Below are 25218 nucleotides of genomic sequence, written 5' to 3'. Positions count from 1 at the left end.
GCACGCGCGTGACGGTTCCGTCACTGCGTCGCGAAAGGGCCCCCCGGGCGCTGCGTATAGGCCCGGATGTGGGCCGGCTCCCCGCCGGCCCACATCCGTCGAAAGGAATTACGCGGTGGGACTTACTTCTTGACCTCGACACCCTCAAGGATCGGGTCGCCGTCCTGGGCGTACTTCACGTTCGAGACCTTCTCCGAGTAGCCCGCGTTGACCTTGTAGTACCAGAGCGGGATCGACGGCATGTAGTTGACGAGCTCCTTCTCGATGGCCTGGTAGGCCTTCACGGACTCGTCGAGCGACGGCGCGGTGTCCGCGGCGGCGATCTTCGCGTCGAGCTCGGGGCTGCTGAAGCCACCCTGGTTGCCGCCGGCGCCCGTACGGAACAGGTCGCTGATGAAGTTGGCGTTCACCGGGTAGTCGAGGACCCAGCCGGAGCGGTAGATCGACTTGACCTGCTTGGACTTGCGGGCCTGGAGGTCGGCCTGGAAGTCCGGCTTGGCGTCACCGGTGCACTTGACGCCGGTGGCCTGCGTGATGCTGTTGCAGACGGCCTCGACCCATTCCTTGTGACCGCCATCCGAGTTGAACTGGATGAAGATCTCGTTGTTCGGAACGCCGCCGCCCTCGGTGATGAGGGCCTTGGCCTTCGCCGGGTCGAACTTGGTGACGTCACCGGAGCCGGTCGGCGTGTAGCCGAGGACGCCCTTGGCGACCCAGCCGGTCGCCGGCTCGCGGGTGCCCTGGAGCACCGTCTTGGTGATGGTGTCGCGGTCGATCGCCATCGACAGGCCCTGGATGACCTTCGGGTTGACCTTCGTCGGGGTCTTCCACTGGTCGGCGTAGTACGCGATGGCCAGCGTCTGGACGGCGGAGTACGCCTGGTCCACGGCGCGGTCACCGAGGTCGGCACGGTAGACCGGGAGGTCCTTCGGGCCGATCTGACGCAGGACGTCGACGTTGCCCGACTTCAGGTCCTCGTAGGCGGTCTCGAGGGTGGTGTAGTTCTTGAGAATCACACCGCCGTTCTTCGCCTTGTTCTCGCCCTTGTAGTCGTCGAAGCGGGTCAGCTCGATCTGCTTCTTGTGCTCCCAGGACTTGAACTTGTACGGGCCGTTGCCGACCGGCTTCTCACCGGCGGCCGCGGGGTCCGCGTAGAACGAGGCGGGCAGCGGGGAGAAGACCTCGTAGCCGAGCTTGTACGCGAAGTACGGCACCGCGTTGTTGAGCTCGATGGTGAAGGTGTTCTCGTCGACGATCTTCAGACCCTCGAGAGCCTCACCGGTGGGCTTGGCGCCCTCGGCCTCGGGGTGCAGGGCTTCGAAGCCCTTGATGTCGGCGAACCAGGACGCGTTGCCCTGCTTGTTGTTGATGTTCGCAGCCCAGTTCCACGCCTTGACGTAGGACTCGGCGGTCACCTTGGTGCCGTCGTGGAAGGTCCAGCCCGGCTTCAGCTTGACGGTCCAGAGCTTGCTGTCCGTGCTGGTGACCGACTCGGCGTTGACGTTGACGATCTTGCCGTCAGCGTCGTAGTCGACGAGCTGGGAGAACAGACCCGACATGGCGATCGAGCCGTTGGACTCCATCGTGTCGGCCGGCTGGAGGAGCTTCTCCGGCTCGCCCACCTCGACCGAGAAGATTCCGTTCGGGTCAGCCTCACCGTTGGCGCCGGCCTTGCCGTCGCCACCGCCGCAGGCAGTCGCTGCCAGGGCGACGACAATCGCGCCCGCTACCCACTTGGCGCTCTTGGCACCGCGCATGGGTTTCCTCCTCATGAGTCCACTGTCTGATGTGAAGGACACAGGTGTGTTTCGCCGACACCCCTGACGGCGATAGGACCGGTGTCCCGAGTGTGCTCGTGAGTCGACGCTCCCCACAGCGTGTGACCCATTGACCCGAGCTCAATGGAGCCATCCTCGGGGACGCCTTGACCGTAAACCACACTTAAGTGGTCTCGTTTTCACAACATCGCACTACGGCTAAAACCCGAAATCCGGACAAACGGATAGGAGACAGACATGAACGAAACGGACTGTTAGCTCTTCTTCCGGAGTGTCACGGTCGGTATGCGGACACCGGACCGAAACAATCCGCTTGACAAAAGCGAACAGCCCCCTCCGTCACGGTGCACGTGACGGCGGGGGCTGTTCGTTGAAGCCGTACTCGGCAGGACCCGGGTGTGACCCAGGTCCTACCCGACTACTTGCCGGACTTGGCGCGCGAAGCGGTGCGCGAGCGGTCCTTCTGGTCCAGGACGACCTTGCGGATGCGGACGGCCTCCGGGGTCACCTCGACGCATTCGTCGTCGCGGCAGAACTCCAGGGACTGCTCCAGGGAGAGCTTGCGCGGGGGCACCACGTTCTCGGTGTTGTCCGCGGAAGCCGCACGCATGTTGGTGAGCTTCTTCTCCTTGGTGATGTTCACGTCCATGTCGTCGGCGCGGGAGTTCTCGCCGACGATCATGCCCTCGTACACCTCGGTGCCGGGCTCGGTGAACAGGACGCCGCGCTCCTGCAGGTTGATCATCGCGAACGGCGTGACCGAACCGGAGCGGTCGGCGACCAGCGAACCGTTGTTACGGGTCACCAGCTGGCCGAACCACGGCTCCAGGCCCTCGTGGATCGAGTGGGCGATGCCGGTGCCGCGCGTACCGGTCAGGAACTCGGTACGGAAGCCGATGAGGCCACGGGACGGGACGACGAACTCCATGCGGACCCAGCCGGAGCCGTGGTTCGACATGTTGTCCATGCGGCCCTTGCGGACGCCCATGAGCTGCGTGACCGCGCCCATGTGCTCCTCGGGGACGTCGACCGTCATGCGCTCGACCGGCTCGTGCACCTTGCCGTCGATGATCTGCGTGACCACCTGCGGCTTGCCGATGGTCAGCTCGAAGCCCTCGCGGCGCATCTGCTCGACCAGGATGGCGAGCGCGAGCTCACCACGGCCCTGGACCTCCCAGGCGTCGGGACGCTCGGTCTCCAGGACGCGGAGCGAGACGTTACCGACCAGCTCGCGGTCCAGACGGTCCTTGACCTGGCGGGCGGTGACCTTGCGGTCCTTGACCGCGGACTTGGCGTCCGCGCCCTTGCCGCTGCCGCCGCGGCCGACCATCGGGGAGGTGTTCGTACCGATGGTCATGGAGATCGCCGGCTCGTCGACCGAGATCAGCGGGAGCGCGATCGGGTTCTCCGGGTCGGCCAGGGTCTCGCCGATCATGATGTCGGGGAAACCGGCGACCGCACAGATGTCACCCGGGCCCGCCACCTCGGCCGGCTTGCGGGTGAGCGCCTCGGTCATCATCAGCTCGGTGATGCGGACGTTCGAGATGCTGCCGTCACGCTTGATCCACGCGACGGTCTGGCCCTTGCGGAGCTCGCCCTGCTCGACGCGCACCAGCGCGATGCGGCCGAGGAAGTTGTCCGCGTCCAGGTTGGTGACGTGGGCCTGGAGAGGGGCCTCCTCGTCGTACACCGGGGCCGGGACGTGGGCCAGGATGGCGGAGAAGAAGGGCTCCAGGCTGTCGCTGTCCGCGGGGACGGTGCCGTCCTCCGGCTTGGTCAGCGAGGCCACGCCGTCACGGCCACAGGCGTAGACGATCGGGAACTCGATCTGCTCCTCGTCCGCGTCCAGGTCGAGGAAGAGGTCGTACGTCTCGTTGACGACCTCGTCGATCCGGGAGTCCGGACGGTCCGTCTTGTTGATGCAGAGGATGACCGGCAGCTTCTGCTGCAGGGCCTTGCGCAGGACGAAGCGGGTCTGGGGCAGGGGACCCTCGGAGGCGTCCACCAGCAGGACGACCGCGTCCACCATCGACAGACCGCGCTCGACCTCACCACCGAAGTCGGCGTGGCCGGGGGTGTCGATGATGTTGATCGTGATGGGCGCCCCGCCGTCCTTGGGGTGGTACTTCACCGCCGTGTTCTTGGCGAGGATCGTGATGCCCTTCTCACGCTCCAGGTCGTTCGAGTCCATCATGCGGTCGTCGAGGTGCTGGTGGGCGGCGAAGGCACCGGCCTGCTTGAGCATGGCATCGACGATGGTCGTCTTGCCATGGTCGACGTGGGCGACGATGGCGACGTTACGGATGTCGTGGCGCGTGGGCACTTCGGCGCTTCTCCCGGGATCGTGGATGGCGACGCGTACGGTCCGGCACGCGCGCCTCGACCGGGCGGAAAACCTGCCACGGCCTTACCCCATCGTACGTCGGCTGGCGGGAACCGCCTGCCGGGGGGTCTGTCAAGAGGCCGGACGACTGAGCACGGCCGGGTCCTGGGTGGGGGGACTCGGCTGCGGGTGGAGCCAGTAAACACGCGGGTCAACGGGTACGTACGACCTTGCCCGCCGGGTTTCCGGCGGGCAAGGGACTTGAGTCACATCTGAGCTTGAGACCTTCGAATCAGCCCCGGATGCACCCCTTCGTCAGCACTTCTTCGCGTTGCTTCTCGTTACTTCTTCTTGTCCTTGGCCGCGGCCGGCTTCTTCCAGCCGATGTCCTGGTAGCGCGGGACTCCGAGGCCGAAGGCGCCCGCGTTGGTGAGACCCGGCTTCACGGCCACCAGCTCGGGGCGCTGGTAGAGCGGGATGGACCCGGCCGTCGCCCAGATCCGGGCGTCGGCCTTGCGCATCAGCTCGCGCGAGGCCGCCTCGTCCAGCTCGCCGAGCGCCTGGTCGAACAGCTGGTCGATGTGGTCGGTGCCGACCCGGGTGTAGTTCTGTTCGACCAGCAGCGAGCCGTCGGCGGCCGGCTCCGGCTTGGCGAAGATGGGCCGGGCGTCGGTGGCCGGGTAGGCGGTCGCGGGCCACGAGTACAGCGCCAGGTCGTACTGGCCCGAGGCGATGTGGTCCTTGAAGAAGCTCTCGTCGGCCACCTTGGTCAGCTCGGTCTGCACGCCGACCTTCTGGAGCATCTGCGCGATCCGCTCCCCGACCGTGCGCAGCGCCTCCGAACCGGGACCGGCCGGCAGGACGAAGCGCAGGGCGAGGGGCTTGCCGTCCTTGGCGAGCACGTTGCCGGAGGTGCGTACGGCCTGCTTGGCCGGGGCCGGGGCGGGGCTCGCCTTGGCCGGGTCCGCCGGTTCGGCGGCGGTCTCCGCGTCGAGGGCCGGGCTGCGCTTGCCGTCGTCCACGGCGTCGGCGGCCTCGGCCTGGTGATCGGCCTGGGCCCGCAGGTGCTTCTCCTGGAGGGCCGCGAACGGGGCCGGGGCGAGCACCTGGGAGGGGTGGTTCCGCCCGTCCGCGCCGAAGGCGTCGGCGTCGACGACCTCTCCGTCCGGCTGCCCGTCGTGCTGCCCGTCCCGCAGTCCCTCGGGCTGTCCCTCGGGCTGTCCCTCGGGCTGTCCGTCGCCGTTGCGCCCGTCCTCCTGGCCGACGATGTAGAGGCCGTCGTTCCCGGTGCCCGGGCCCGCGGCCGGGACCGCGGGGGTCTTGGAGTCGTCCGTCTCCTTGGCCGCCTCCGCGCCCGCCTTGGCGCCCGCCGGCTCGGTGATCTTGCCGCCCCGGCGCCAGCCGGCATCCGCGAGCAGGGCCTGCGAGGCCTGGGTGTCCTGGCCGCCGAGGGCGTCGCTGTTGTCGGCGTACGCCTGCTGCCCGGCCAGCGCGAGGTGGCTGCCCACCGGCTTCGCGGGCAGGCCCAGCGGCTTGAGGACGATGTCGGCGAGCGCCTGGCGGTCCAGGGCGCGGGCCACGGCGCGGCGCACCCGCTCGTCGGCGAGCGGGCCGCTCGCCCCGTTCATGGCGAGCTGGGTGTAGGCGGGCTCCAGGGACTTGCGGACGGTGAAGCCGCGCAGGGCGCTCTGCTCCTCGGCGTACCGCTTCACCGACTCCGCGTGCTTCTGGCGGGTGGCCTGCGCCTCCTTGGCCTTGTCCTCGTCCAGCCCGAAGGCGAGCGCCCACGCCAGGGTGGCCTGCGCGGGCGTCACCGAGGCGGCCGGGCCGTGGGACCCGTCGGCCTTGGCGGCGTCGCGGCGGGCCAGGGCGATCCGGTCGGCGCCGGTGCGGTCGATCTCCGCCAGGTCGAGCTTGCCGGCGGCCAGCGCGGCGGGGCGTTCGGAGCGGGGCACCGCGGTGAGGACCAGGGTGTCGAGCTTGGCGGGGCTGCCCCACCAGCGCGGGTTGCGGGTCAGCGAGGCGGTACCGGTCTTCTTGTCGATGGCGCCGAGTCCGAAGGGGCCTGCGGTGACCTTCAGGGCGCCCCGGGCTCCCTCGTTGAAGCTCTCCGGGGTGCCGGTGACCTGCTTGGGGTAAAGGGGGCTGAAGAGGGAGCGCCAGTCGGTGTACGGCCTGACGAAGGTGACCTTGACCTCCAGGTCCGTCTTGCCGCGCTCGATCTTCTCGATCCGGTCGTAGCCGGCGTTGCGCGCCGTCCAGTACGCGGAGTCCTTGCCGTTCAGGGCCCGCCACTGGGCGACGAAGTCGGCGGCGCCGATCTCGCGGCCGTCGCTCCAGACGGCCTGCTGGTTGAGCTTGTACAGGACGACCTGCTTGGGCTCCCGCTCGACGACCTCGGCCTTCTCCAGGTAGTCGGGGTTGGCCACCGGCCGCCCCTTGCCGTCGAGCACGAACAGCTGGGGCAGGACCGCCCCGGCGATCCGGTTGGTGGTGGCGTCCGCGTCGGCCTGGAAGGCGTTGAGGGTGCCCGGCATGGAGTCCACGGCCCACCGCAGCACCCCGCCGTCGGCGACCTTGTCGCGGGTGGCGGTCGCGATGTCCTGTCCGGCGGCGGCCGGGCCGCCCTCGTCGTCACCCGCGCCGCAGCCCGCGAGCAGCGGCAGTGCAAGAACTCCCGAGGTCAGGAGCGCCAAGGACCTGCGCCTTCTCTGGGACATGGGTGGTACCTCCGGGACGGGGCGTGGGGGAGCCGTGAAAGGGGGTTTTGATCACGTTCGGCGGTATATGGAGCTGATCACACTGGGTGCCGAAACCCACTGAAATCGACACCCCGCCGCACCCACCGCAGCCGACCGCCGCCACGCCGCGAACCCCACCCGTGCGGACCAATCCGGCTTGCCTTCCGGGCGGGCGTTCCCCCGTAGGAGGGACGAAATCGGGGGCAGGAGGGGCGCACGGTCCGAGCCTGCGCGCCTGCAATCGCTGCACGTCCCTTCACAACGGGGGACGGGAGGCGCGACACTCGCAGGCGCACATGAGCGTTGCCACCGCACCCAGCGGAAGTGAGGGCAAATCATGTCCCTGCACGACGATTTGACGGCCGTACGGCGCAATCTGGACGAGCTGGTCCGCTCGGTGGAGCAGCTGGAGCGCGACGTCGCGAACACGGCCCGCCCGGCACCGGCCGCCTCCCGGGTTCCCGGCGGGGGCGCCATGGTCAGCGTCCCGGACACCCCGTACGACAGCACGCTGTGGACGGACGCGGACGACGAAGGCCTCGGCGGCCGCGACCGCCGCGCGCCCTGACCCACGCGCCCCTGACCCACCTCTCGCGCACACCCCACCGCCCCGCCGGACCCGGTCACCCGCAGCGACGGGCGGCCGGGCCCCCGGGGCACCCCTCATCACTCCACCCGGAGTCCCCCTTGGCCACAGGCACCCAACCATCCCCACGGTCCGGCGGCGTCCACGACGCCTCGCGGGCCGCGATCGCGGCCCGGCACCTGCGGACCGACCGGTGGTGGCTCTCGCCCGCCGGCACCGCGGCCGGGCTGCTCGCCTTCATCGTCTACTCGTCGTGGCGGGCCTTCGCCAACGCCGACTACTACGCGGCGCCGTACGTCTCCCCGTTCTACTCCCCGTGCCTCGCGGAGAACTGCGCGGACATGCGCGGCGGCCCGAACCTCGACCTCTTCGGCAGCTGGTGGGGCCTGTCCCCCGCGCTGCTGGTCCTGGTCTTCCCGCTCGGCTTCCGGCTGACCTGCTACTACTACCGCAAGGCCTACTACCGGGGCTTCTGGGCCTCGCCGCCCGCCTGCGCCGTCGCCGAGCCGCACGCCTCGTACAGCGGTGAGACCCGCTTCCCGCTGATCTTCCAGAACATGCACCGCTACTTCTTCTACGCGGCGCTGCCCGTCGCGGGCATCCTCACCTACGACACCGTGCTGACCTTCCGCGACGAGCACTACGCGTGGGGCCACATGGGCCTCGGCACCCTGCTGTTCCTCGTCAACATCGGGCTGATCTGGGCGTACACCCTGTCCTGCCACTCCTGCCGGCACATCATGGGCGGCCGCCTGAAGCACTTCTCCAAGCACCCGGTCCGCTACCGCCTGTGGGGCTGGATCAGCCGACTGAACACCCGTCACATGCAGCTGGCGTGGGCCTCGCTGATCAGCGTGGCCCTGTGCGACTTCTACGTGTACCTGCTGGCCAGCGGCGCCTTCACCGACCCGAGGATCTTCTAGTGACCCAAGTGGAACGGCAGCAGTGGGACGTGGTCGTCGTCGGGGCCGGCGGCGCCGGGCTGCGGGCCGCGATCGAGGCGCGCGAGCGGGGCGCCCGTACGGCCGTGATCTGCAAATCCCTCTTCGGCAAGGCCCACACCGTGATGGCGGAGGGCGGGATCGCCGCCTCCATGGGCAATGTCAACGAGGGCGACAACTGGCAGGTCCACTTCCGCGACACGATGCGCGGCGGCAAGTTCCTGAACCAGTGGCGGATGGCGGAGCTGCACGCCAAGGAGGCACCGGACCGGGTCTGGGAGCTGGAGACCTGGGGCGCGCTCTTCGACCGGACGCCCGACGGGAAGATCTCGCAGCGCAACTTCGGCGGCCACGAGTACCCGCGGCTCGCGCACGTCGGCGACCGGACCGGGCTGGAGCTGATCCGCACCCTCCAGCAGAAGATCGTCCAGCTCCAGCAGGAGGACTTCAAGGAGTACGGGGACTACGAGGCCCGGCTCAAGGTCTTCCAGGAGTGCACGGTCACCCGCGTCCTCAAGGACGGCGAGCGGGTCTCCGGGACCTTCTGCTACGAGCGCGAGAGCGGCCGGTTCTTCGTCCTGGAGGCCCCCGCGGTGGTGCTGGCCACGGGCGGGATCGGGAAGTCCTTCAAGACCACGTCGAACTCGTGGGAGTACACGGGCGACGGCCACGCGCTGGCGCTGCTCGCCGGGGCCCCGCTGCTGAACATGGAGTTCGTGCAGTTCCACCCGACCGGCATGGTCTGGCCGCCCTCGGTGAAGGGGATCCTCGTCACCGAGTCGGTGCGCGGCGACGGCGGGGTGCTGCGCAACAGCGAGGGCAAGCGGTTCATGTTCGATTACATCCCGGACGTGTTCAAGGAGAAGTACGCGCAGTCCGAGGAGGAGGGCGACCGCTGGTACGAGGACCCGGACCACAACCGGCGTCCGCCCGAGCTGCTCCCCCGCGACGAGGTGGCCCGCGCCATCAACTCCGAGGTCAAGGCCGGGCGCGGGTCCCCGCACGGCGGGGTGTTCCTCGACGTGTCCACCCGGATGCCGGCCGAGAGGATCAAGCGGCGGCTGCCCTCGATGTACCACCAGTTCAAGGAGCTGGCGGACGTGGACATCACCGCGGAGGCGATGGAGGTCGGCCCGACCTGCCACTACGTGATGGGCGGCATCGCGGTCGAGTCCGACACCGCCGCCACCCTCGGGGTGCCGGGCCTGTTCGCCGCCGGTGAGGTCGCGGGCGGGATGCACGGCTCGAACCGGCTCGGCGGGAACTCCTTGTCCGACCTGCTGGTCTTCGGCCGCCGGGCCGGGCTGCACGCCGCCGAGTACGCGGCACGGGACGCCCCGGCCGTCGGCGGGCGGCCCGAGGTGTCCCAGGCGCAGATCGACGCGGCGGCCGCGGAGGCGCTGGCCCCGTTCCATGCCGCCGAGGGCGCGGAGAACCCGTACACCCTGCACCAGGAGCTCCAGACGGCCATGAACGACCTCGTCGGCATCATCCGCCGCGAGGGCGAGATGGCCCAGGCCCTGGAAAAGCTCTCGGCCCTGCGGCTACGGGCCTCCCGGGCCGGGGTCGAGGGGCACCGGCAGTTCAACCCGGGCTGGCACCTGGCCCTGGACCTGCGCAACATGCTGCTGGTCAGCGAGTGCGTGGCCCGCGCGGCCCTGGAGCGCACCGAGAGCCGGGGCGGCCACACCCGCGAGGACTGCCCGGCGATGGAGCGCTCCTGGCGGCCGGTGAACCTGCTGTGCCGACCGGTCGATCCCGCCCCCTCGGACCCCGCGGCGGACCGGATCGAACTGACCCGGGTGCGCACCGATCCCATCCGATCCGACCTGCTCGCGCTCTTCGAGAAGGAAGAGCTGGTCAAGTACCTCGCCGAAGAGGAGCTCTACGATTGACGCCCTTCCCGCCCGAAGGGGCGGGAATTCCTGGCTCACGTCGGCTGTGGACCTGCGGTCCGTCAGCTCTTACACGATCGGCACCAGCCGGGTTGAGACCAGCCCGGACCAGCATCACACGGGCGGAGTTCTTGTCCCTGGGGGACACAGCTCCGCACGCCGTGCAGGCATAGGTTCGTTCAGAGAGAGGTAGTGCGTGCTTGGTTCTCGCTCCGCACTGCGCGCAGTCCATGGTGGTGTGCGCGGGATGGACAAGGTGCACGGCACGGCCGTGCTTGCGGGCCATCTCGACCAGCGCCGTTTTGGCAGCACCGATGGCTGCATCGGCTGCCTTGCGGGCCATGGTGGACCTGGCCAGGAACTTCGGGCGGAAGTCCTCAACCGCCAGGGCATCGTGGCCGCGGACGACTGCCTTGGCCCACTTTCGCCCGGTGTCCTGGCGTTGCCGGGCCACCTTTTTGAGGAGCTTCGCCGCCAGCTTCTTCGCGGCCCGGTAGCCCCTGGAGCCGGGTTTGCCCCTCGTAGGCTTCCGCCGGGCCATCATTCGCTGATAGCGGGCGAGCCCTGCGGCAGCCTTCCGGCCGTGCTCGGCGTGGGGGAGGTCGTGGGCTTCACTTGTGGTGGTCGCGGTCTCCTTCACGCCCCAGTCGATCCCGATCACCTTGCCGGTGGTGGGCAAGGGCTGGCCTTCGACGGGGAGGACGAAGGACGCGTACCAATGACCGAGGCCGTCACGGCAGACCCGTACCGACGAGGGTTCCGCCGGAAGTTCACGGGACCACACAACGGTCAGTCCGATGCCCCCCGCGAGATGCAGGCGACCGTTCTTGATCCGGAAACCGCGCCGGGTGTAGTTGAGGCTCGGATCCGCCTTGGCCTTCTTCTTGTACTTGGGCATCCCTGCTCGCTGCCCCATCGGCAACCGTGCCTTGATGTCCTTCAGGGCTTTGGTACGGGACTTTCCGAAGTCCCGTACCACCTGTTGCTGCGGAACCGAGGAACCCTCCCGAAGCCACGCATTCGCCATGCGCGCCTCGGTGAGCATCTTGTCCAGCCGGGCCGGGCCACACATCTCGCCCTCGGCGCCGGCCCTTCTCGATCGGGCGCAGCACTCGTTCCATGTCCATCGACACCGTGCCCACTCACCCAACAGCTTGGCGAGCGCGTTGGAAGACACCCGAAGCCGGTAGGTGAACCTGCTGTATCCAGCGCCCTCCGACTTTTGAAGTGTCGTCATGCAATCAACCTAGACCGGGCCACTGACAACGCAAGAAAGCGCAGGTCATCACATATGCGACCAGACTTCCAGCGTTCCGCGGCCACCATGGCGGGCCACACTCTCACTCGAGCAGAAGTCCAGCGCCCCCGAGGAAGGACTCAATGAGTAGCTACGATGCCGCGTTCCGGATCTGGCGGGGCGACGCGGAGGGTGGTGAGCTGCGCGACTTCACCGTGGAGGTGAACGACGGGGAGGTGGTCCTGGACATCGTGCACCGGCTCCAGGCCACCCAGGCGTCCGACCTGGCGGTGCGCTGGAACTGCAAGGCGGGCAAGTGCGGTTCGTGCAGTGCGGAGGTCAACGGGCGGCCGCGGCTGATGTGCATGACGCGGATGTCGACCTTCTCCCGCGAGGAGACGATCACCGTGACCCCGCTGCGGGCCTTCCCCGTCGTCCGCGACCTGGTGACGGACGTGTCCTTCAACTACCAGAAGGCGCGCGAGGTGCCCGCGTTCGTGCCGCCCGCGGGGGTGGCTCCGGGCGAGTACCGGATGCAGCAGATCGACGTGGAGCGCTCGCAGGAGTTCCGCAAGTGCATCGAGTGCTTCCTGTGCCAGGACACCTGTCACGTGGTGCGCGACCACGAGGAGAACAAGGCGGCCTTCGCCGGTCCGCGCTTCCTGATGCGGGTGGCGGAGCTGGACATGCACCCGCTGGACGCGGCGGCCGAGGCGGGCCTCGACCGCAAGCGCACGGCGCAGGAGGAGCACGGGCTCGGCTACTGCAACATCACCAAGTGCTGCACGGAGGTCTGCCCCGAGGGCATCAAGATCACCGACAACGCCCTGATCCCGCTGAAGGAACGGGCCGTGGACCGCAAGTACGACCCGCTGGTGTGGCTGGGCAACAAGATCGGGCGTCGCTCCGGTCAATAGCCGCCCCCAATCGTTCACTTGGCAGGACAGAATGCCCCCTGAGCAACGTCGTTGACGTGAAGTCAGGGGGCATTCGCGGTGCGGGTGGGGGATCAGCTGGCGGACCGGTACCGCCTCGAACAGCGGCTCGGCCAGGGCGGCATGGGCGAGGTGTGGCGGGCACAGGACACGGCGCTGGAGCGGGCCGTGGCGGTGAAGGTACTGCTGGAGGCGGCCACGAACGACGAACTGGTCGCCCGCTTCCGGCGCGAGGCCACCATCGGGGCACGGCTCCAGCACCCCGGCATCACCGTGGTGCACGACGTGGGCCAGGAGGACGGGCGGCTCTTCATCGTGATGGAGCTGCTGGCGGGTGAGGATCTGCGCACGGCGCTGGTCCGGGCTCCGGGCGGGATGCCGGTGGCGGTCGCGCTGGACCTCGCCGCACAGACCGCCGAGGCGCTGGCCGCCGCGCACGAACGCTCGGTGATCCACCGGGACTTGAAGCCGGCCAACCTCTTCCTGCTGCCCGGGGGCCGGCTGAAGATCTGCGACTTCGGCATCGCGCACTCCTCGGACGCCACGGCCGGCTGGACGGTCACCGGCAGGATCTTCGGCAGCCCGCCGTACATGGCCCCCGAGCAGTGGCGGGGCGAGCGGGTGGACGCGCGGTGCGATCTGTACGCGCTGGGGGGCGTGCTCTACGCGCTGCTGAGCGGGGAGGCGCCCTTCGGAGAGGCCGAGAGCCCGTACGTCCTGATGCGCCGGCACATCGAGGACCCGCCGCTCCCGCTGCGCGTGGCCGGCGCCCCGGTCGCCCCGGAGGTGGAGCGGCTGGTGCTGCAGCTGCTGGAGAAGGCCCCGGAGGACCGGCCGGAGTCGGCGGCGGCGGTGGCGAAGGCGCTGCGGGGGCTGCTGGGCAGCTCCTCGGCGGCCCCCACAGCGGCCACGCAGCCGGCCCCGGAGCCGGCCCCGGACGAGACGGCCGCACCCCCGCCGGGGGACGGCGGCCACGGCGGGACCGGGGGCGGGGCAGGGGACGGGACCGGGGACGGGACCGGGGACGGGACCGGGGACGGGACCGGGGACGGGGACGGGACCGGGGGCGGGGCAGGGGACGGGGACGGGGCAGGGGCAGCGACCGGGGCAGCGACCGGGGGCGGGGCGCCGGGCACGAGCGGGGCCCTGGGCGCGTACGAGGTCGCGGGCGAAGCCGCACACGGGCACGGGCGCGGGTCCCCGGCCGTGACCGAAGACAGGGCCGTCGGCGAGCCGGTCGCCGGGGACCGGGGACCGGCCGTGACCGGCGCGGGGCAGCAGTTCCTGCGGGACCTGCTGACCGAGGTCGAGGACACCCTCCTGCTGCTGCCCGCCGACAGCGAGTCCCCGATCGAGATCCTGGGCACGGCCGCCGACACCGCGGCCCGCTTCGACGCGGATCTGGCCCGCCGCCTGCTGCGCGACGCCGAGGCGGCGGCGTGGGCCGCGGGCCGTCACGACGGTGCGCGGGTGGCCCGGCATCTGCTCCGGCTGGCCGGGAACACCGCCGCGCACGCCCCGGCCCGGTCCCGCCGGCTGCTGACGGACGCGCACCAGGCGCTGTTCACGGTGCCCGACCCCGACCGGGCGGGCCTGCTGCGGGAGGTGGCCGGGAAGTTGCTCAGGTTCGACCCCGAGCAGGCTCGCCAGATCGCCGAGTACCACCTCGGGAACAACCCCGAGGACAGGCCGCTGATCGACCGGATCCAGAAGGCGGCGATCGCCTCCGACCCCGAATGGACCCGGCTGCACCTGGACTTCATTGCCGACCCCGGCCAGCGGGCGGCCGAGACGTACGAGATGGTCCTGGCCATGGGGGTGCGGGACCTGCCCGCGGCCCTGCAACTGACCGGGCGGATCGGCGACGCGGTGGCCCGGCTGCTGGTCCTGTGCCAGCTGGCGGAGGACCTCGCCGCCGCCAAGGACCACGAGGGCGCGGCGCGCGTGCTGGAGCAGGCCGAGGCGGCGCTGCCCCCGGCCCTGTCCGAGCGGGCCTCCTGGCTGCGGGAGGAGGCCGACCGGCACGCCGCGAGCGGACGGGACGTCGACGCCGAGCGGCTGCGCGGCCGGGCGGCCGCCCTGCTGCGGGGCCGGCTGGAGGCGGCCGCCGACGAGAAGGCGAGCCATGGTGCGGCCACCCTGGCCGGCGCCCGGGAACGGGTCGTGGCGCCCGCCCCGGCGCAGCAGGACTTGGGCCACGCCGCGGAACGGGCCCGCCGGGCCCGGAGCCTGCCCGACGCCGCAAAACGGGCCGGCGAACTGCTCGCCGCCGCGTGGACGTACGCGGCCGGGGGCGGCACGCCCTGGCTGACAGCGGTGTCCGCCGACCCGGGGACCCCGCTGTCGCCCGGGACGACGGTCGTCTTCGCACCGGCCGGGACCGGCTACCGCAGTCCCGCGCCGGGAAAGCTCGCCTGGTCCGGGGGCGCGATGGCGGACGAACTGCGCGCGGCCGGCGGGCACCTCGTGCGGCGGTCGGGAACCGAGGTGGCCTTCCTGAACCCTGAGACGGGCACGATCCACTGGACGGCCCGTGCCGACGAGGGGGTGAGCGGGGCGCCCCGGCTTCCGGGGCAGCGGCGGATGCGGGTGTCCTGCGTCGCCGATGCCGGCACCGTCTACGTCGAGGTGTCGCGCACCGACGGGCCCGGGGTCCGGCTGGTGGCCCGGGAGCCGGAGAACGGCCGGGTGCGCTGGTGGCGGGACCTGCCGCAGCGGCGGCCCCTGCACAACCTCGGCCCGGTGCTGCTGCACGGGGCGCCGGGCGATCTCACCGCTCTGGAACCGGCGACCGGCGACGTGCTGTGGCGGCGTTCCCTCCCGGACCCCGGCGCCCGGTCACCGGCGGCGGTGGGCGACTGCCTGCTCCTGAAGGACTCCCGGCTGCTCCAGGCACTGCATCTGCCGACCGGCCGCGCGGTGTGGTCCTGGTCCGTGGATTCACCCGCGAACCTCGCGGTGTACGGGAAGCAGGACCTCGGGGACGACCCGGTCCACTTCCTGGACGGCCCCTTCCTCATCGCCCTGCGCCGGAGCACCGGCCGGCACCTGTGGCGGTTCGACGTGGGCCAGGCCGTGGAGGGGCCGCTGATCGAAGCGGGCACGGTGTACGTGGCCTCGTACGATCCGGGCCTGGGCGGGGACCGGGTCGTCGCGCTCGACGCCGGGACCGGGGCGCTGCGCTGGCAGCGTGCGCTGACCCGGCACCGGGGTCCGCAGTGCGCGCTGCGGTTCCTGGGCCTGCGGGCGGGCGCCCTGTACGTCGACGTCCGGAGCGGCGGCCGCCGCGGCCGGTTCGGCCGAACCACGGATCCGTACGTCGGCGCGCTGGACACGCGGACGGGCATGACGCAGCGCACGTGGGAGCACCCGGCCTCCTCCGACGGCGAGACCCTGCTGGTCGGCGAGCGCCTCGTACTGTCCCGGCCCACCCTCTCGGCGTACCGGCTGCCGTAGCCGCCGGCCCCCGCACCCGGTGCCGGACGACTCCGGGTGCGGGGGCACTGAACCACCCATACCCTCCGAAATGTGACTCCGCCGAAGAGCAGGACGCGAAGCAGCACGAAGAGACGCGCCACCACCGGGATACCCGTCCGGACCGGCCTCGCCCTCGCCGCCGGGCTGTTCGCGGTCACCGGCTGGGTGACGGCCACCGCCCCGGTCGCGCGGGCCGACGATCCCGTCACCCTGTCGCAGCAGGGGCAGATCACCGACCGGGTGGGGGCCCTGGGCGATCGCAGGCCCGAGGTGACCGCCGCGCTGGACAAGCTGTACGCGGACCGGAAGGTCCAGCTGTTCGTCACGTACGTGCGGGACTTCTCCGGCCGGTCCGCGCAGAGCTGGGCCGATGCCACCGCCCAGAAGAACGGCCTCGGTCAGAACGACGTGCTGCTGGCCGTCGCCACCGGGGCCCGGCAGTACGCCTATTCGGCCGATGTCGACTCCGGGTTCACCAAGGAGCAGCTCGCGGCGGTCGCGCAGACCGCGATCGAGCCGGCCCTCAAGCAGAACGACTGGGCGGGCGCCGCGATCGGCGCCGCCAACGGCTACGACGCGGTCCTGGGCGGGCAGCCCGTGCCGGTGCCGGCCGTCGTGCCCGGTGAGGCCGATCCCGGAGGCGCCGCGGCGAGCGGTGAGAGCGGCGCCGGGGACTTCGTCCTCCCGGTGGTCGCGGTCGGTGCGGCCGGCGCCCTCGGGGCGTACGCGTACACCCGCCGCAAGCGCAAGCAGGCGGGCGGCGGTAGCGGCGGCGGCGCGAAGACCACCGGCTGGTCCGGGCAGGGGCCCGCCCCCGTCCCGCTGCCGGAGCTGGACGCCAGGGCCAAGGCCCTGCTGGTGGAGACCGACGACGCGATCCGCACCAGCACCGAGGAACTCGGCTTCGCCACGGCGCAGTTCGGCGAGGAGGCGGTGGCGGCCTTCACGCAGGCGGTGGAGTTCGGGAAGGGCGAGCTGACGGCCGCGTTCCGGCTGCGCCAGCAGCTCGACGACGCCTACCCGGAGGACGACGCGACCCGGCGCCGGATGCTCGACGAGATCGTGGCCCGCTGCACGGAGGCGAGCCGGCGGCTCGACGCCGAGTCGGCGGACTTCGACCGGCTGCGGGACCTGGAGAAGAACGCCCCGCAGGCGCTCGCGACCGTCGAGGCCCACTTCCGCGCCCTGACGGGCCGTACGACCACGGCGGAGGCGACCCTGACGGCGCTCGGCCGCCAGTACGCGGACTCCGCGGCGGCGCCGGTGGCCTCCAACCCCGAACAGGCCAAGGACCGGCTGCTGTTCGCGACGACCAGCCTCGGCGAGGCGCGCGCCGCCATCGACTCCGGCGACAACGGCAAGGCCGCCGTGCACGTCCGGGCGGCCGAGGGCGCCGTGGACCAGGCGGCCACCCTGGTCGACGCGGTGGAGCGGCGCGCGCAGGAGCTGGCGGAGGCGGCCGGGAAGCTGCCGGGCGCGCTCAACGAGACGGACACGGACCTCGCCGACGCGCGCGGGCTGCTGACCGGCACCACCGAGGGCTCGACCGGCGATCTGCGCGGCCGCATCAGCCGGGCGGAGGCCGTACTGGCCGACGTACGGCAGGAGCAGGGCGCCGGCCGGTACGACCCGATGGACGCGCTGCGCCGCGTGGAGGAGGCCGACGCGGCCCTCGACGAGGCGCTGGCCGGGGCCCGCGAGCGGGAGTCGGGCCGGCAGCGGGCCGCGGCCCTGCTCGACCAGGCCCTGCTCACGGCGCGCAGCGCGATCGGCGCGGCCACGGACTACATCACCACCAGCCGGGGTGCGATCGGCAGCCAGGCCCGGACCCGGCTGGCGGAGGCCCAGCGGCACCTGGAGCGGTCCACGGCCCTGGCGGGCTCGGACCCGGCGGGCGCGCTCGCCGAGGCCCAGCAGGCGGACTCGCTGGCGCGCCAGGCGCAGCAGCTGGCCGAACAGGACGTTCGGGGCTACGAGAACCCGTACGGCGGTGGCGGCCGGCAGCAGGGCGGCGGCATGGGCGGCGCGGTGCTCGGCGGGATCATCCTCGGCGAGATCCTGGGCGGCGGCCGCGGCGGAGGCGGCGGGTTCGGCGGCGGAGGCGGCGGGGGCTTCGGCGGCGGTTTCGGCGGGGGCGGCGGGGGCGGCGGACGCGGCCCCGGCTCCTTCGGCGGCGGCGGCACCCGCGGCCGCATGGGCGGCGGCGGCCGCTTCTGACACGTACTCCCTTCACAGCCCCTCCCCCTCCCCCTCCCAAGGAGACAGAGCACATGAGCAAGCAGAGCATCCTCGGCCGCGTCACCCAGCTCGCCAAGGCCAACATCAACTCCCTGCTGGACCAGGCGGAAGACCCGCAGAAGATGCTGGACCAGCTCATCCGCGACTACACGAACAACATCTCCGAGGCGGAGCAGGCCGTCGCCACCACCATCGGCAACCTGCGGATGCTGGAGGCGGACCACAAGGAGGACGTGGACGCGGCCGCGGAGTGGGGCGGCAAGGCCCTCGCGGCGAGCAAGAAGGCCGACGAGCTGCGGGCCTCCGGGTCGGCGGCCGACGCCGACAAGTTCGACAACCTCGCGAAGGTCGCCCTCGGCCGCCAGATGCAGTCGGAGAAGGAGGCGAAAACGGCCGCGCCGACGATCGCCGCCCAGACCGAGGTGGTCGACAAGCTGAAGTCGGGCCTGGACTCGATGAAGACCAAGCTGACGGAGCTGACGGCGAAGCGCGACGAGCTGGTCTCGCGGGCCAAGACCGCGCAGGCCCAGAACACGATGATGGACGCGGTCAAGAACATCGACGTGCTGGACCCGACCAGCGACATCGGCCGCTTCGAGGAGAAGGTCCGCCGCGAGGAGGCCATGGCCCTCGGCAAGCAGGAGCTGGCCGCCTCCTCCCTGGACGCGCAGTTCGAGTCCCTGGACGACCTCGGCAAGACCTCGGAGATCGAGGCCCGCCTGGCCGCCCTGAAGGCGGGCAAGGCCGCCTGACGGCCCCACGGGTACGGGCCGCCCCCTGTCAGGGGGCGGCCACCAGGGATTCCACGACGACTCCGGAGTGCTCACCCGGCCGTGCTCACCCGGCCGTACTCACCCGGCCGTGCTCACCCGGCCGTGCTCACCCGTACATGCTCAGCAGCTGCTCCGCCGAGAGTTCCGTCACCGATTCGGCCACCGCGCCCGGGAGCGGGAGTTCGAACCAGACCGTCTTGCCCCGGTGGGTGCGGCGGGTGCCCCAGCCCGCGGAGAGCAGGCCGACCAGCTGGAGGCCGCGGCCGCCCTCGTCGGTGTCGCGGGCCCGGCGGCGGCGGGGCTGGACCAGGTTGGCGTCCCAGACCTCGCAGACGAGGGTGCGGTCCAGCAGGAGGCGCAGCCTGATTTCGCCCTCGCCGTAGCGCAGGGCGTTGGTGACGAGCTCGCTCACCAGGAGTTCCGTGGTGTCGAGCAGTCCCTCCAGGCCCCACGCGGGCAGCTTCGCCCGGGCCAGCTCGCGGGCCCGGCCCACGGAGCGGGCCTCGCGCGGGAGCTGCCAGTCGCCGACCGCGTCCACCGGGAGGCCCTGGACCCGGGCCATCAGCAGGGCGATGTCGTCCTCGCCGTGCCGGGTGTCGAGCGTGTTCAGGACGTGGTCGCAGACCTCCTCCAGCGGGCGCGAGGGGTCGGCGAGCGCGTCCCGCAGGCCCCGCAGGCCCTCCTCCAGGGGGTGGGTCCGGGATTCGACCAGCCCGTCGGTGTAGAGCGCGAGCAGGGCGCCCTCGGGGAGTTCGACCTCGACCTCCTCGAAGGGTTCCCCGCCCACGCCCAGCGGCATTCCGGTGGGGATCTCCAGCAGCAGGCCGGGGCGGGGCGTGCCGCCCTCCTCCACCGGTTCCACCAGTACGGGCGGCATGTGGCCGGCGTTGGCGATGGTGCAGCGCCGGGTGACCGGGTCGTAGACGGCGTAGACGCACGTGGCGAGGTACACCTCGGAGCGGTCGGCGTCCCGCGAGTGCAGGGCGGCCCGGGAGGCCTGCTGGGAGCCGCCGGGTGCGCCGAGGCCCCGGGCGATCTCGTCCAGCGCGGTCAGCACCTCGGCCGGTTCCAGGTCCAGCAGCGCGAGGGTCCGTACGGCGGTGCGCAGTTCGCCCATGGCCACGGCGGCCCGCAGTCCGCGGCCCATGACGTCGCCGACGACCAGCGCCGTGCGGTGCCCGGGCAGCTCGATGACGTCGAACCAGTCGCCGCCGACCTCGGTGGCGGCGTTGCCCGGCAGGTAGCGGCAGGCGATGTCGAGTCCGGCGGCCTCCGGGTCGCCGGGGGGCAGCAGGCTGCGCTGCAGTATCAGCGCGCGTTCGTGCTCGCGCCGGTAGAGGCGGGCGTTGTCGATGCAGACGGCGGCGCGCGCGGCGAGCTCCACGGCGACCGCCCGGTCGCGTTCGCCGAAGGGCTCGCTGCCCTTGGTGCGGGAGAACTGCGCGAGTCCGACCACCGTGTCGTGCGCGACCAGGGGGACGACGAGGGTGGACTGGACGAGGTCCCCGGAGTCGGGTCCGCCGCCCTCCACCAGCCGGGGCCGCGCCGTGCGCAGGGCGAAGGCCCCCGGCGATCCGGCCGGGTACCGGTGCACCTCCCCTACGGAGACCAGCGCGCCCGGACCCGACAGCGGGGCGTCCGACACGGCCGAGGAGAAGGCCACCCGGCGCAGCGGCGCCGAGGGCGCGCGTCCGGGTCCGTAGCCGGGCAGGCTGGGCACGCCGGGGCCCTGCGGGCGGGCGGGGCGGTCGTCGTCGCCGAGCAGCAGCCCCTGGTAGAGGTCGACGGCGGCCAGGTCGCAGAAGCCCGGGACGGTGACGTCGAGGAGTTCGCGGGCGGTGGTCTCCAGGTCGAGGGAGTTGCCGATGCGGTGTCCGGCCTCGTTGAGCAGGGCCAGGTTGCGCCGGACCCCGGCGGCCTCGCGGGCGGCGAGGTGGCGGCGGGTCACGTCGATGCCGATGCCGGCGACTCCGATGGGACGGCCGGTGCCGCCGTGGACCCGGTAGAGGTTGATGGACCAGTGGCGGTTGTCCCGGCTGCCGGGGGCGGCGCCGGTGATCTGGAGGTCGTTGACCGATTCGCCGGTGTCCAGACACCTGCGCAGCGCTTCGGCCATCCGGTCGGCCTCGTGCGCGGGGAGGTAGTCGTGGACGGTGCGGCCGCGGTGTTCCTCGGCGGCGCCGCCGAAGACGGTCGCGAAGCGGCGGTTGGCCCGCTGCACGGTGAGGTCCGTACCGAAGAGCAGGAACCCGAAGGGAGATTGGCCGAATATCGCCTGCGAGGCGGCCAGATCGGATTCGATCCGGCGCAGTGCGCGGACGTCGACCACGACGCAGAGCGCGGCCCGCTCGGCGGTTTCGGTCTGGGTCGGCATCACATAGATCTCGGCCACCCCGTGCGCACCGTCGCCGCCGGGGATCCGGAAGGGGATCAGGCCGGTCCATTCCTTGCCGTCGAGAATCTCGGCAACCCTGCGGTGGGCGCCGGCGCGCAGCTCCGGGGGCATGAAGGCGTCGACGGGGTCACGGCCGACGGCCTCGCCGGCGGTCAGCCCGAAGAGTTCTTCGGCGCGCAGACTCCACTGGTCGATGAGCCCGTCGGGCCCGATCGAGAAGGAAGCGACCTTTATGTAGTCATATATCGAGCCAGGCGGGCTGCTGTGCCACAGGGAGTCGCGCCAGGTCTCCCCAGACGCTTCCCCGGGCACACGGGCCTGATGTGCCTGTGCAGGTATCTCGCTCACGCGACCGTCCCCTCCAGCTCACCGCAACCGGACCGGCCATGACCGAAGTATTCAGCACCACGGCGCTCTACGACACGGCCTTCGCGATCACAAAAAGATCCCGTTGTTTTCCGGCCAGGCCGTGTGATCGTCGGCTGCCCCTCACCTTGTTACTCACCAGGAAGAGCCAATTCGAACCACACGGTCTTCCCCGACTTCCCGTGACGGGTCCCCCAGCGCTGTGCCGAGACGGCCACCAGATGGAGTCCGCGACCCCCCTCGTCGTCGGGTGCGGCGGTGCGTTCGCGGGGTGGATCCGGAAGCGGATCCGAAACCTCCACGAGAAGTGCCGGACCCGGACGAGCCTCGGCGGCGGCCGGATTGCGCCGTACGAGACGGACCCCGATGGGGCCCGAGGCGTACCGCAGGGAGTTGGTGACCAGCTCGCTGACCAGCAGGACGGTCACGTCGCCGACGGAGTCGAGACCCCAGTCGCGAAGGGTGCCGCGCACCGCGTGGCGGGCGGTGCGGACGGCACCCGGTTCGGCGGGAAAGGCCCATTCGGCGCATTCACCGTCTGTGTCGATCACGCCGATCACTTCCCGGGCCGGCTGGCGACCCCAGTCCGGTTCGACAGGGACAGAACCACGGGGGACAAGTACGAGATAGGGATTAATAGCGACATACCCGATATTCGCGGCGTCGTACCACTCGGTCCCCCACGGACCGGCGCACTGTGGCGCAGACGGCCTAGCGCGTGCGCGTCACGCGCCCCCGCGAACGCCCCGGCCGCCGTGAACGCCCGGGCCGCCGTGACCGCCCGGGCCGCCCCGCGCTCCCGCGCTCAGCCGGCGGCCCGCCTCGGCGACGGCCGGGCGGTCCTGGTCGAGCCAGTCCACGGAGTCCAGTTCCTCGGGCCGGAGCCAGCGCAGCTCGTCGTGGTCCTCCAGCGGGAGCGGATCGCCCGAGAGCAGCCGGGCCGTCCACACGTGCAGGACGAGGCCGGGCTTCAGCGGCCACTCCCCCGGGATCCGCTCCAGCGCCTCGGTCTCGACGCCGAGCTCCTCGCGCAGCTCGCGCACGAGCGCCTCGGGTACGGATTCGCCCGGCTCGGCCTTGCCGCCCGGGAGCTCCCAGCGGCCGGCCAGCTCCGGGGGCGCACTCCGGCGGGCGGCCAGCAGGCGCCCCTCATGACAAAGGGCTCCGCCCACGACCACTCGTACAGTCATGGACGGAGCCTATGGCAGCGGCGACGGGTGCGCCGCACCGCTCAGTTCCTCGTGCCGGTCCGGCCGGCGGTGGTGTCCTGACCCACCTGGCCCATCCGCTCGATCCAGTAGAGCTGCTTGTGCCCTCTGCTTTCGAGGCTGTCGGCGACCTTCTGGGCCTCTGCCCGGGTGGAGTACCGGCCGACCCGGTAGCGGTTGCCGTTGTCGTCCTCACGTATGACCAGCCACGGGAGCAGGGCACCGCTGTCGTTCATCGCGTTTCACCCTCCGCCGACGTACCTGCCCGGGAAACCGCATTGCGCATATGCCCGAGCCTACGCCCGACCTTTACTCAGCGGATACGGTTTTTCACGAAGAGGTACCTCGCAGGCGTACGCATCCGGCCATGCGTACGAGTGGGCCGTGCGCGCCGGTTCAGACCCCGCGCACGGTCGGCAGCGGAAGGATCACCGCGCCACCCGGGTTCTCCTTGCGGCATACGTCCCCGCAGGTGGCGTCGAGGGAACAACAGAGCGAGCAGATCGGGCCGGAGACGACGGGGCAGTCGGCGATGTCCGGGAGCTCGTACGCGGACTCGCAGACGGAACAGACGTGCGTGGCGGTGACGTCCTCGACGACCACGTCCGGGCCGTTGACCGTGTTCGGCCTGGCCAGGTAGTACTTCCCCTTCGTCGCCCAGGCGATCAACGGGCACAGGACGAGGGAGAGTCCGGCCGCGATGAAGGTGGAGAAGGCCTCGGCGTATGTCCCGAAAAGGCCGAAGAAGGCGAGGATCGAGACGGTGGAAGCGATCACCATCGACCCGAAACCGGCCGGATTGACCGAGTACAGGTAGGCGCGCTTGAACTCGATGTACGGCGGGCTGAGCCCGAGCCGCTTGTTGATCACGAGGTCGGCGGCGACGGCGACGATCCAGGCGATGCCGACGTTGGAGTAGAAGCCCAGCAGCTTGCCGAGCATCGCGAACATGTTCAGCTCCATCAGCGTCAGCGCGATGCCGAGGTTGAGGAAGATGTACCAGACCCGGCCGGGGTGGCGGTGGGTGACCCGGGAGAAGAAGTTCGACCAGGACAGCGAGCCGCTGTAGGCGTTCGTGACGTTGATCTTGACCTGGGACACGATGACGAACAGGGCGGCCACGGGCAGTGCGAGCCCCCCGAGCCAGGGGCGCAGCGCCTCCAGCTGCGGGGCGATCGGCTCCAGCGCGTGCGTCTTGCCGACGGCCTCCAGGGCGACGAAGGCGAGGAAGGCGCCGCCGAGCTGCTTGGCGGCGCCGATGATCACCCAGCCGGGGCCGGCGGCGAGCACGGCGAGGTTCCAGCGGCGGCTGTTGGCCGGGGTCTTGGCGGGCATGAACCGCAGGTAGTCGGCCTGCTCGCCGATCTGCGCGATCAGCGAGAGCGCGATGCCGGTGCCGAAGCCGAAGCCGATCCAGGAGAAGCCGGAGCCGGCCCCTTCCGTCCCGCCGAAGTGCGCGAAGGCGCCCCAGGCATCGGGGGCCTCGAAGGCGAGCACGAGGAACGGCAGGACCAGCCCGATCAGCCAGATCGGCTGGGTCCAGGCCTGCACCTTGGCGAGGGCGCCCATGCCCTTGAAGACGATCGGGATGACGATCAGCGTGGTGAGCAGGTACCCGATCTCCACCGGCAGTCCGACGGCCTGGTGCATGGCCTGGGCCATGATCGAGCCTTCGAGCGCGAAGAAGATGAAGGTGAACGAGGCGTAGATGAGCGAGGTGAGGGTGGAGCCGAAGTACCCGAAGCCCGCGCCCCGGGTGACCAGGTCCATGTCCAGGCCGTACTTGGCGCAGGCGCGGGCGATGGGGATGCCGGTCAGGAAGATGACGACGGCGGCGGCCAGGATCGCGGCGGCCCCGCTGGTGAAGCCGTAGGCGAAGACGATGGAGGCGCCGATGGCGAAGTCGGCGAGGTAGGCGATGCCGCCGAGGGCGGTGCCGGCGACGGTGCCGGGGCCCCAGCGGCGGAAGGAGTGGGGCGCGTATCTGAGCGAGTAGTCCTCGCGGCTCTCGTCTGCGGCGAGCTTGGCGTAGCTCCGACGGGGTGGCTGCACCGCGGGGGCCGGGGCGGGGGTGACGGTATCGGTCATACCGCCGGAAGGTAGGCCGCTTCCGTGACGGCCCGTCACGCTTGGGCATTGCCCGGGGGTTACACCCCCGGCCCCCGCGTCACGACGGGGTTACGCCCCGCGGACCCCGACGTCCGCCTACCGGTGCCCCCACCCGGCGGGGTTCCCGCCGAAGCGTTCCGGCGCGCCGCCGTTGCGGGGGGCCGCCCCCCCCCCCCAGCTCCACAAAACCCCGGCGGGGCGGTCGCATATAAAAAA

Annotated in this window: 16 protein-coding genes; 7 read left to right on the top strand and 9 right to left on the bottom strand. The window is 71.3% G+C overall.

The features are described from left to right. Window positions 1-122: 122 nt before the first annotated feature. From ACFWNV_RS24545 to ACFWNV_RS24535, 3 genes are all read right to left on the bottom strand, one after another. On the bottom strand, window positions 123-1757 hold the full coding sequence (locus tag ACFWNV_RS24545) for an ABC transporter substrate-binding protein (protein ID WP_383950876.1): 1635 nt from the start codon (window positions 1755-1757) through the stop codon (window positions 123-125). 439 nt (window positions 1758-2196) lie between these two features. Further along, window positions 2197-4101, bottom strand: a complete 1905-nt coding sequence (typA, locus tag ACFWNV_RS24540) for a translational GTPase TypA (RefSeq protein ID WP_383950873.1) — start codon at window positions 4099-4101, stop codon at window positions 2197-2199. A 341-nt stretch (window positions 4102-4442) separates the two neighbouring features. After that, the gene (locus tag ACFWNV_RS24535; RefSeq protein ID WP_383950871.1) at window positions 4443-6821 is read right to left on the bottom strand and encodes an ABC transporter family substrate-binding protein; all 2379 of its coding nucleotides are present in this window, start codon (window positions 6819-6821) and stop codon (window positions 4443-4445) included. Between the two features lie 358 nt (window positions 6822-7179). On the opposite strand from ACFWNV_RS24535, the gene ACFWNV_RS24530 reads away from it, so the two are divergent. The 3 genes from ACFWNV_RS24530 (at window position 7180) to ACFWNV_RS24520 (ending at window position 10264) form a co-directional block, all read left to right on the top strand. Continuing rightward, complete coding sequence (locus ACFWNV_RS24530; RefSeq protein ID WP_383950868.1) at window positions 7180-7410, top strand: hypothetical protein; 231 nt, start codon at window positions 7180-7182, stop codon at window positions 7408-7410. Between the two features lie 119 nt (window positions 7411-7529). After that, window positions 7530-8351, top strand: a complete 822-nt coding sequence (locus ACFWNV_RS24525) for a hypothetical protein (RefSeq protein ID WP_383950865.1) — start codon at window positions 7530-7532, stop codon at window positions 8349-8351. Continuing rightward, on the top strand, window positions 8351-10264 hold the full coding sequence (locus tag ACFWNV_RS24520) for a fumarate reductase/succinate dehydrogenase flavoprotein subunit (protein ID WP_383950862.1): 1914 nt from the start codon (window positions 8351-8353) through the stop codon (window positions 10262-10264). Before ACFWNV_RS24525 ends, ACFWNV_RS24520 begins: the two co-directional genes overlap by 1 nt. Here the strand turns inward: ACFWNV_RS24520 and ACFWNV_RS24515 are convergent. Further along, on the bottom strand, window positions 10230-11501 hold the full coding sequence (locus ACFWNV_RS24515; protein WP_383950859.1) for an RNA-guided endonuclease InsQ/TnpB family protein: 1272 nt from the start codon (window positions 11499-11501) through the stop codon (window positions 10230-10232). The two genes, ACFWNV_RS24520 and ACFWNV_RS24515, sit on opposite strands and share 35 nt — an antisense overlap. A 143-nt stretch (window positions 11502-11644) precedes the next feature. Here ACFWNV_RS24515 and ACFWNV_RS24510 point away from each other — a divergent pair, with 143 nt between their 5' ends. From ACFWNV_RS24510 to ACFWNV_RS24495, 4 genes are all read left to right on the top strand, one after another. Continuing rightward, window positions 11645-12418: a succinate dehydrogenase/fumarate reductase iron-sulfur subunit gene (locus ACFWNV_RS24510; RefSeq protein WP_383950856.1), complete on the top strand. Its 774-nt coding sequence runs from the start codon at window positions 11645-11647 to the stop codon at window positions 12416-12418. Window positions 12419-12502: 84 nt separating this feature from the next. Further along, a complete protein-coding gene (locus tag ACFWNV_RS24505) occupies window positions 12503-15892 on the top strand; it encodes a protein kinase (protein ID WP_383950854.1) in 3390 nt (1129 codons plus the stop codon). A 129-nt stretch (window positions 15893-16021) separates the two neighbouring features. Continuing rightward, window positions 16022-18130 carry a TPM domain-containing protein gene (locus ACFWNV_RS24500; protein ID WP_383950912.1) on the top strand — a complete coding sequence of 703 codons (2109 nt, stop codon included), beginning with the start codon at window positions 16022-16024 and terminating at the stop codon, window positions 18128-18130. 53 nt (window positions 18131-18183) lie between these two features. Further along, window positions 18184-18903 carry a PspA/IM30 family protein gene (locus tag ACFWNV_RS24495; protein WP_266880921.1) on the top strand — a complete coding sequence of 240 codons (720 nt, stop codon included), beginning with the start codon at window positions 18184-18186 and terminating at the stop codon, window positions 18901-18903. A 127-nt stretch (window positions 18904-19030) separates the two neighbouring features. Here the strand turns inward: ACFWNV_RS24495 and ACFWNV_RS24490 are convergent, their stop codons facing one another. The 5 genes from ACFWNV_RS24490 to ACFWNV_RS24470 form a co-directional block, all read right to left on the bottom strand. After that, a complete protein-coding gene (locus ACFWNV_RS24490) occupies window positions 19031-21631 on the bottom strand; it encodes a SpoIIE family protein phosphatase (protein ID WP_383950909.1) in 2601 nt (866 codons plus the stop codon). A gap of 185 nt (window positions 21632-21816) precedes the next feature. Beyond that, a complete protein-coding gene (locus ACFWNV_RS24485) occupies window positions 21817-22245 on the bottom strand; it encodes an ATP-binding protein (protein WP_383950850.1) in 429 nt (142 codons plus the stop codon). Window positions 22246-22410: 165 nt separating this feature from the next. Then, complete coding sequence (locus tag ACFWNV_RS24480) at window positions 22411-22875, bottom strand: (deoxy)nucleoside triphosphate pyrophosphohydrolase (protein ID WP_383950847.1); 465 nt, start codon at window positions 22873-22875, stop codon at window positions 22411-22413. Between the two features lie 41 nt (window positions 22876-22916). Further along, a complete protein-coding gene (locus ACFWNV_RS24475; protein ID WP_383950844.1) occupies window positions 22917-23129 on the bottom strand; it encodes an SPOR domain-containing protein in 213 nt (70 codons plus the stop codon). Window positions 23130-23289: 160 nt separating this feature from the next. Beyond that, window positions 23290-24981, bottom strand: coding sequence for a purine-cytosine permease family protein (locus tag ACFWNV_RS24470; RefSeq protein WP_383950841.1), 1692 nt, complete (start codon window positions 24979-24981; stop codon window positions 23290-23292). Between the last annotated feature and the right edge of the window lie 237 nt (window positions 24982-25218).

Source organism: Streptomyces sp. NPDC058401 (assembly GCF_042722885.1).
Lineage (GTDB): Bacteria > Actinomycetota > Actinomycetes > Streptomycetales > Streptomycetaceae > Streptomyces.
The sequence above is the reverse complement of the archived record's forward strand: the minus strand, read 5'-3'. Positions and strand labels throughout refer to the sequence as shown.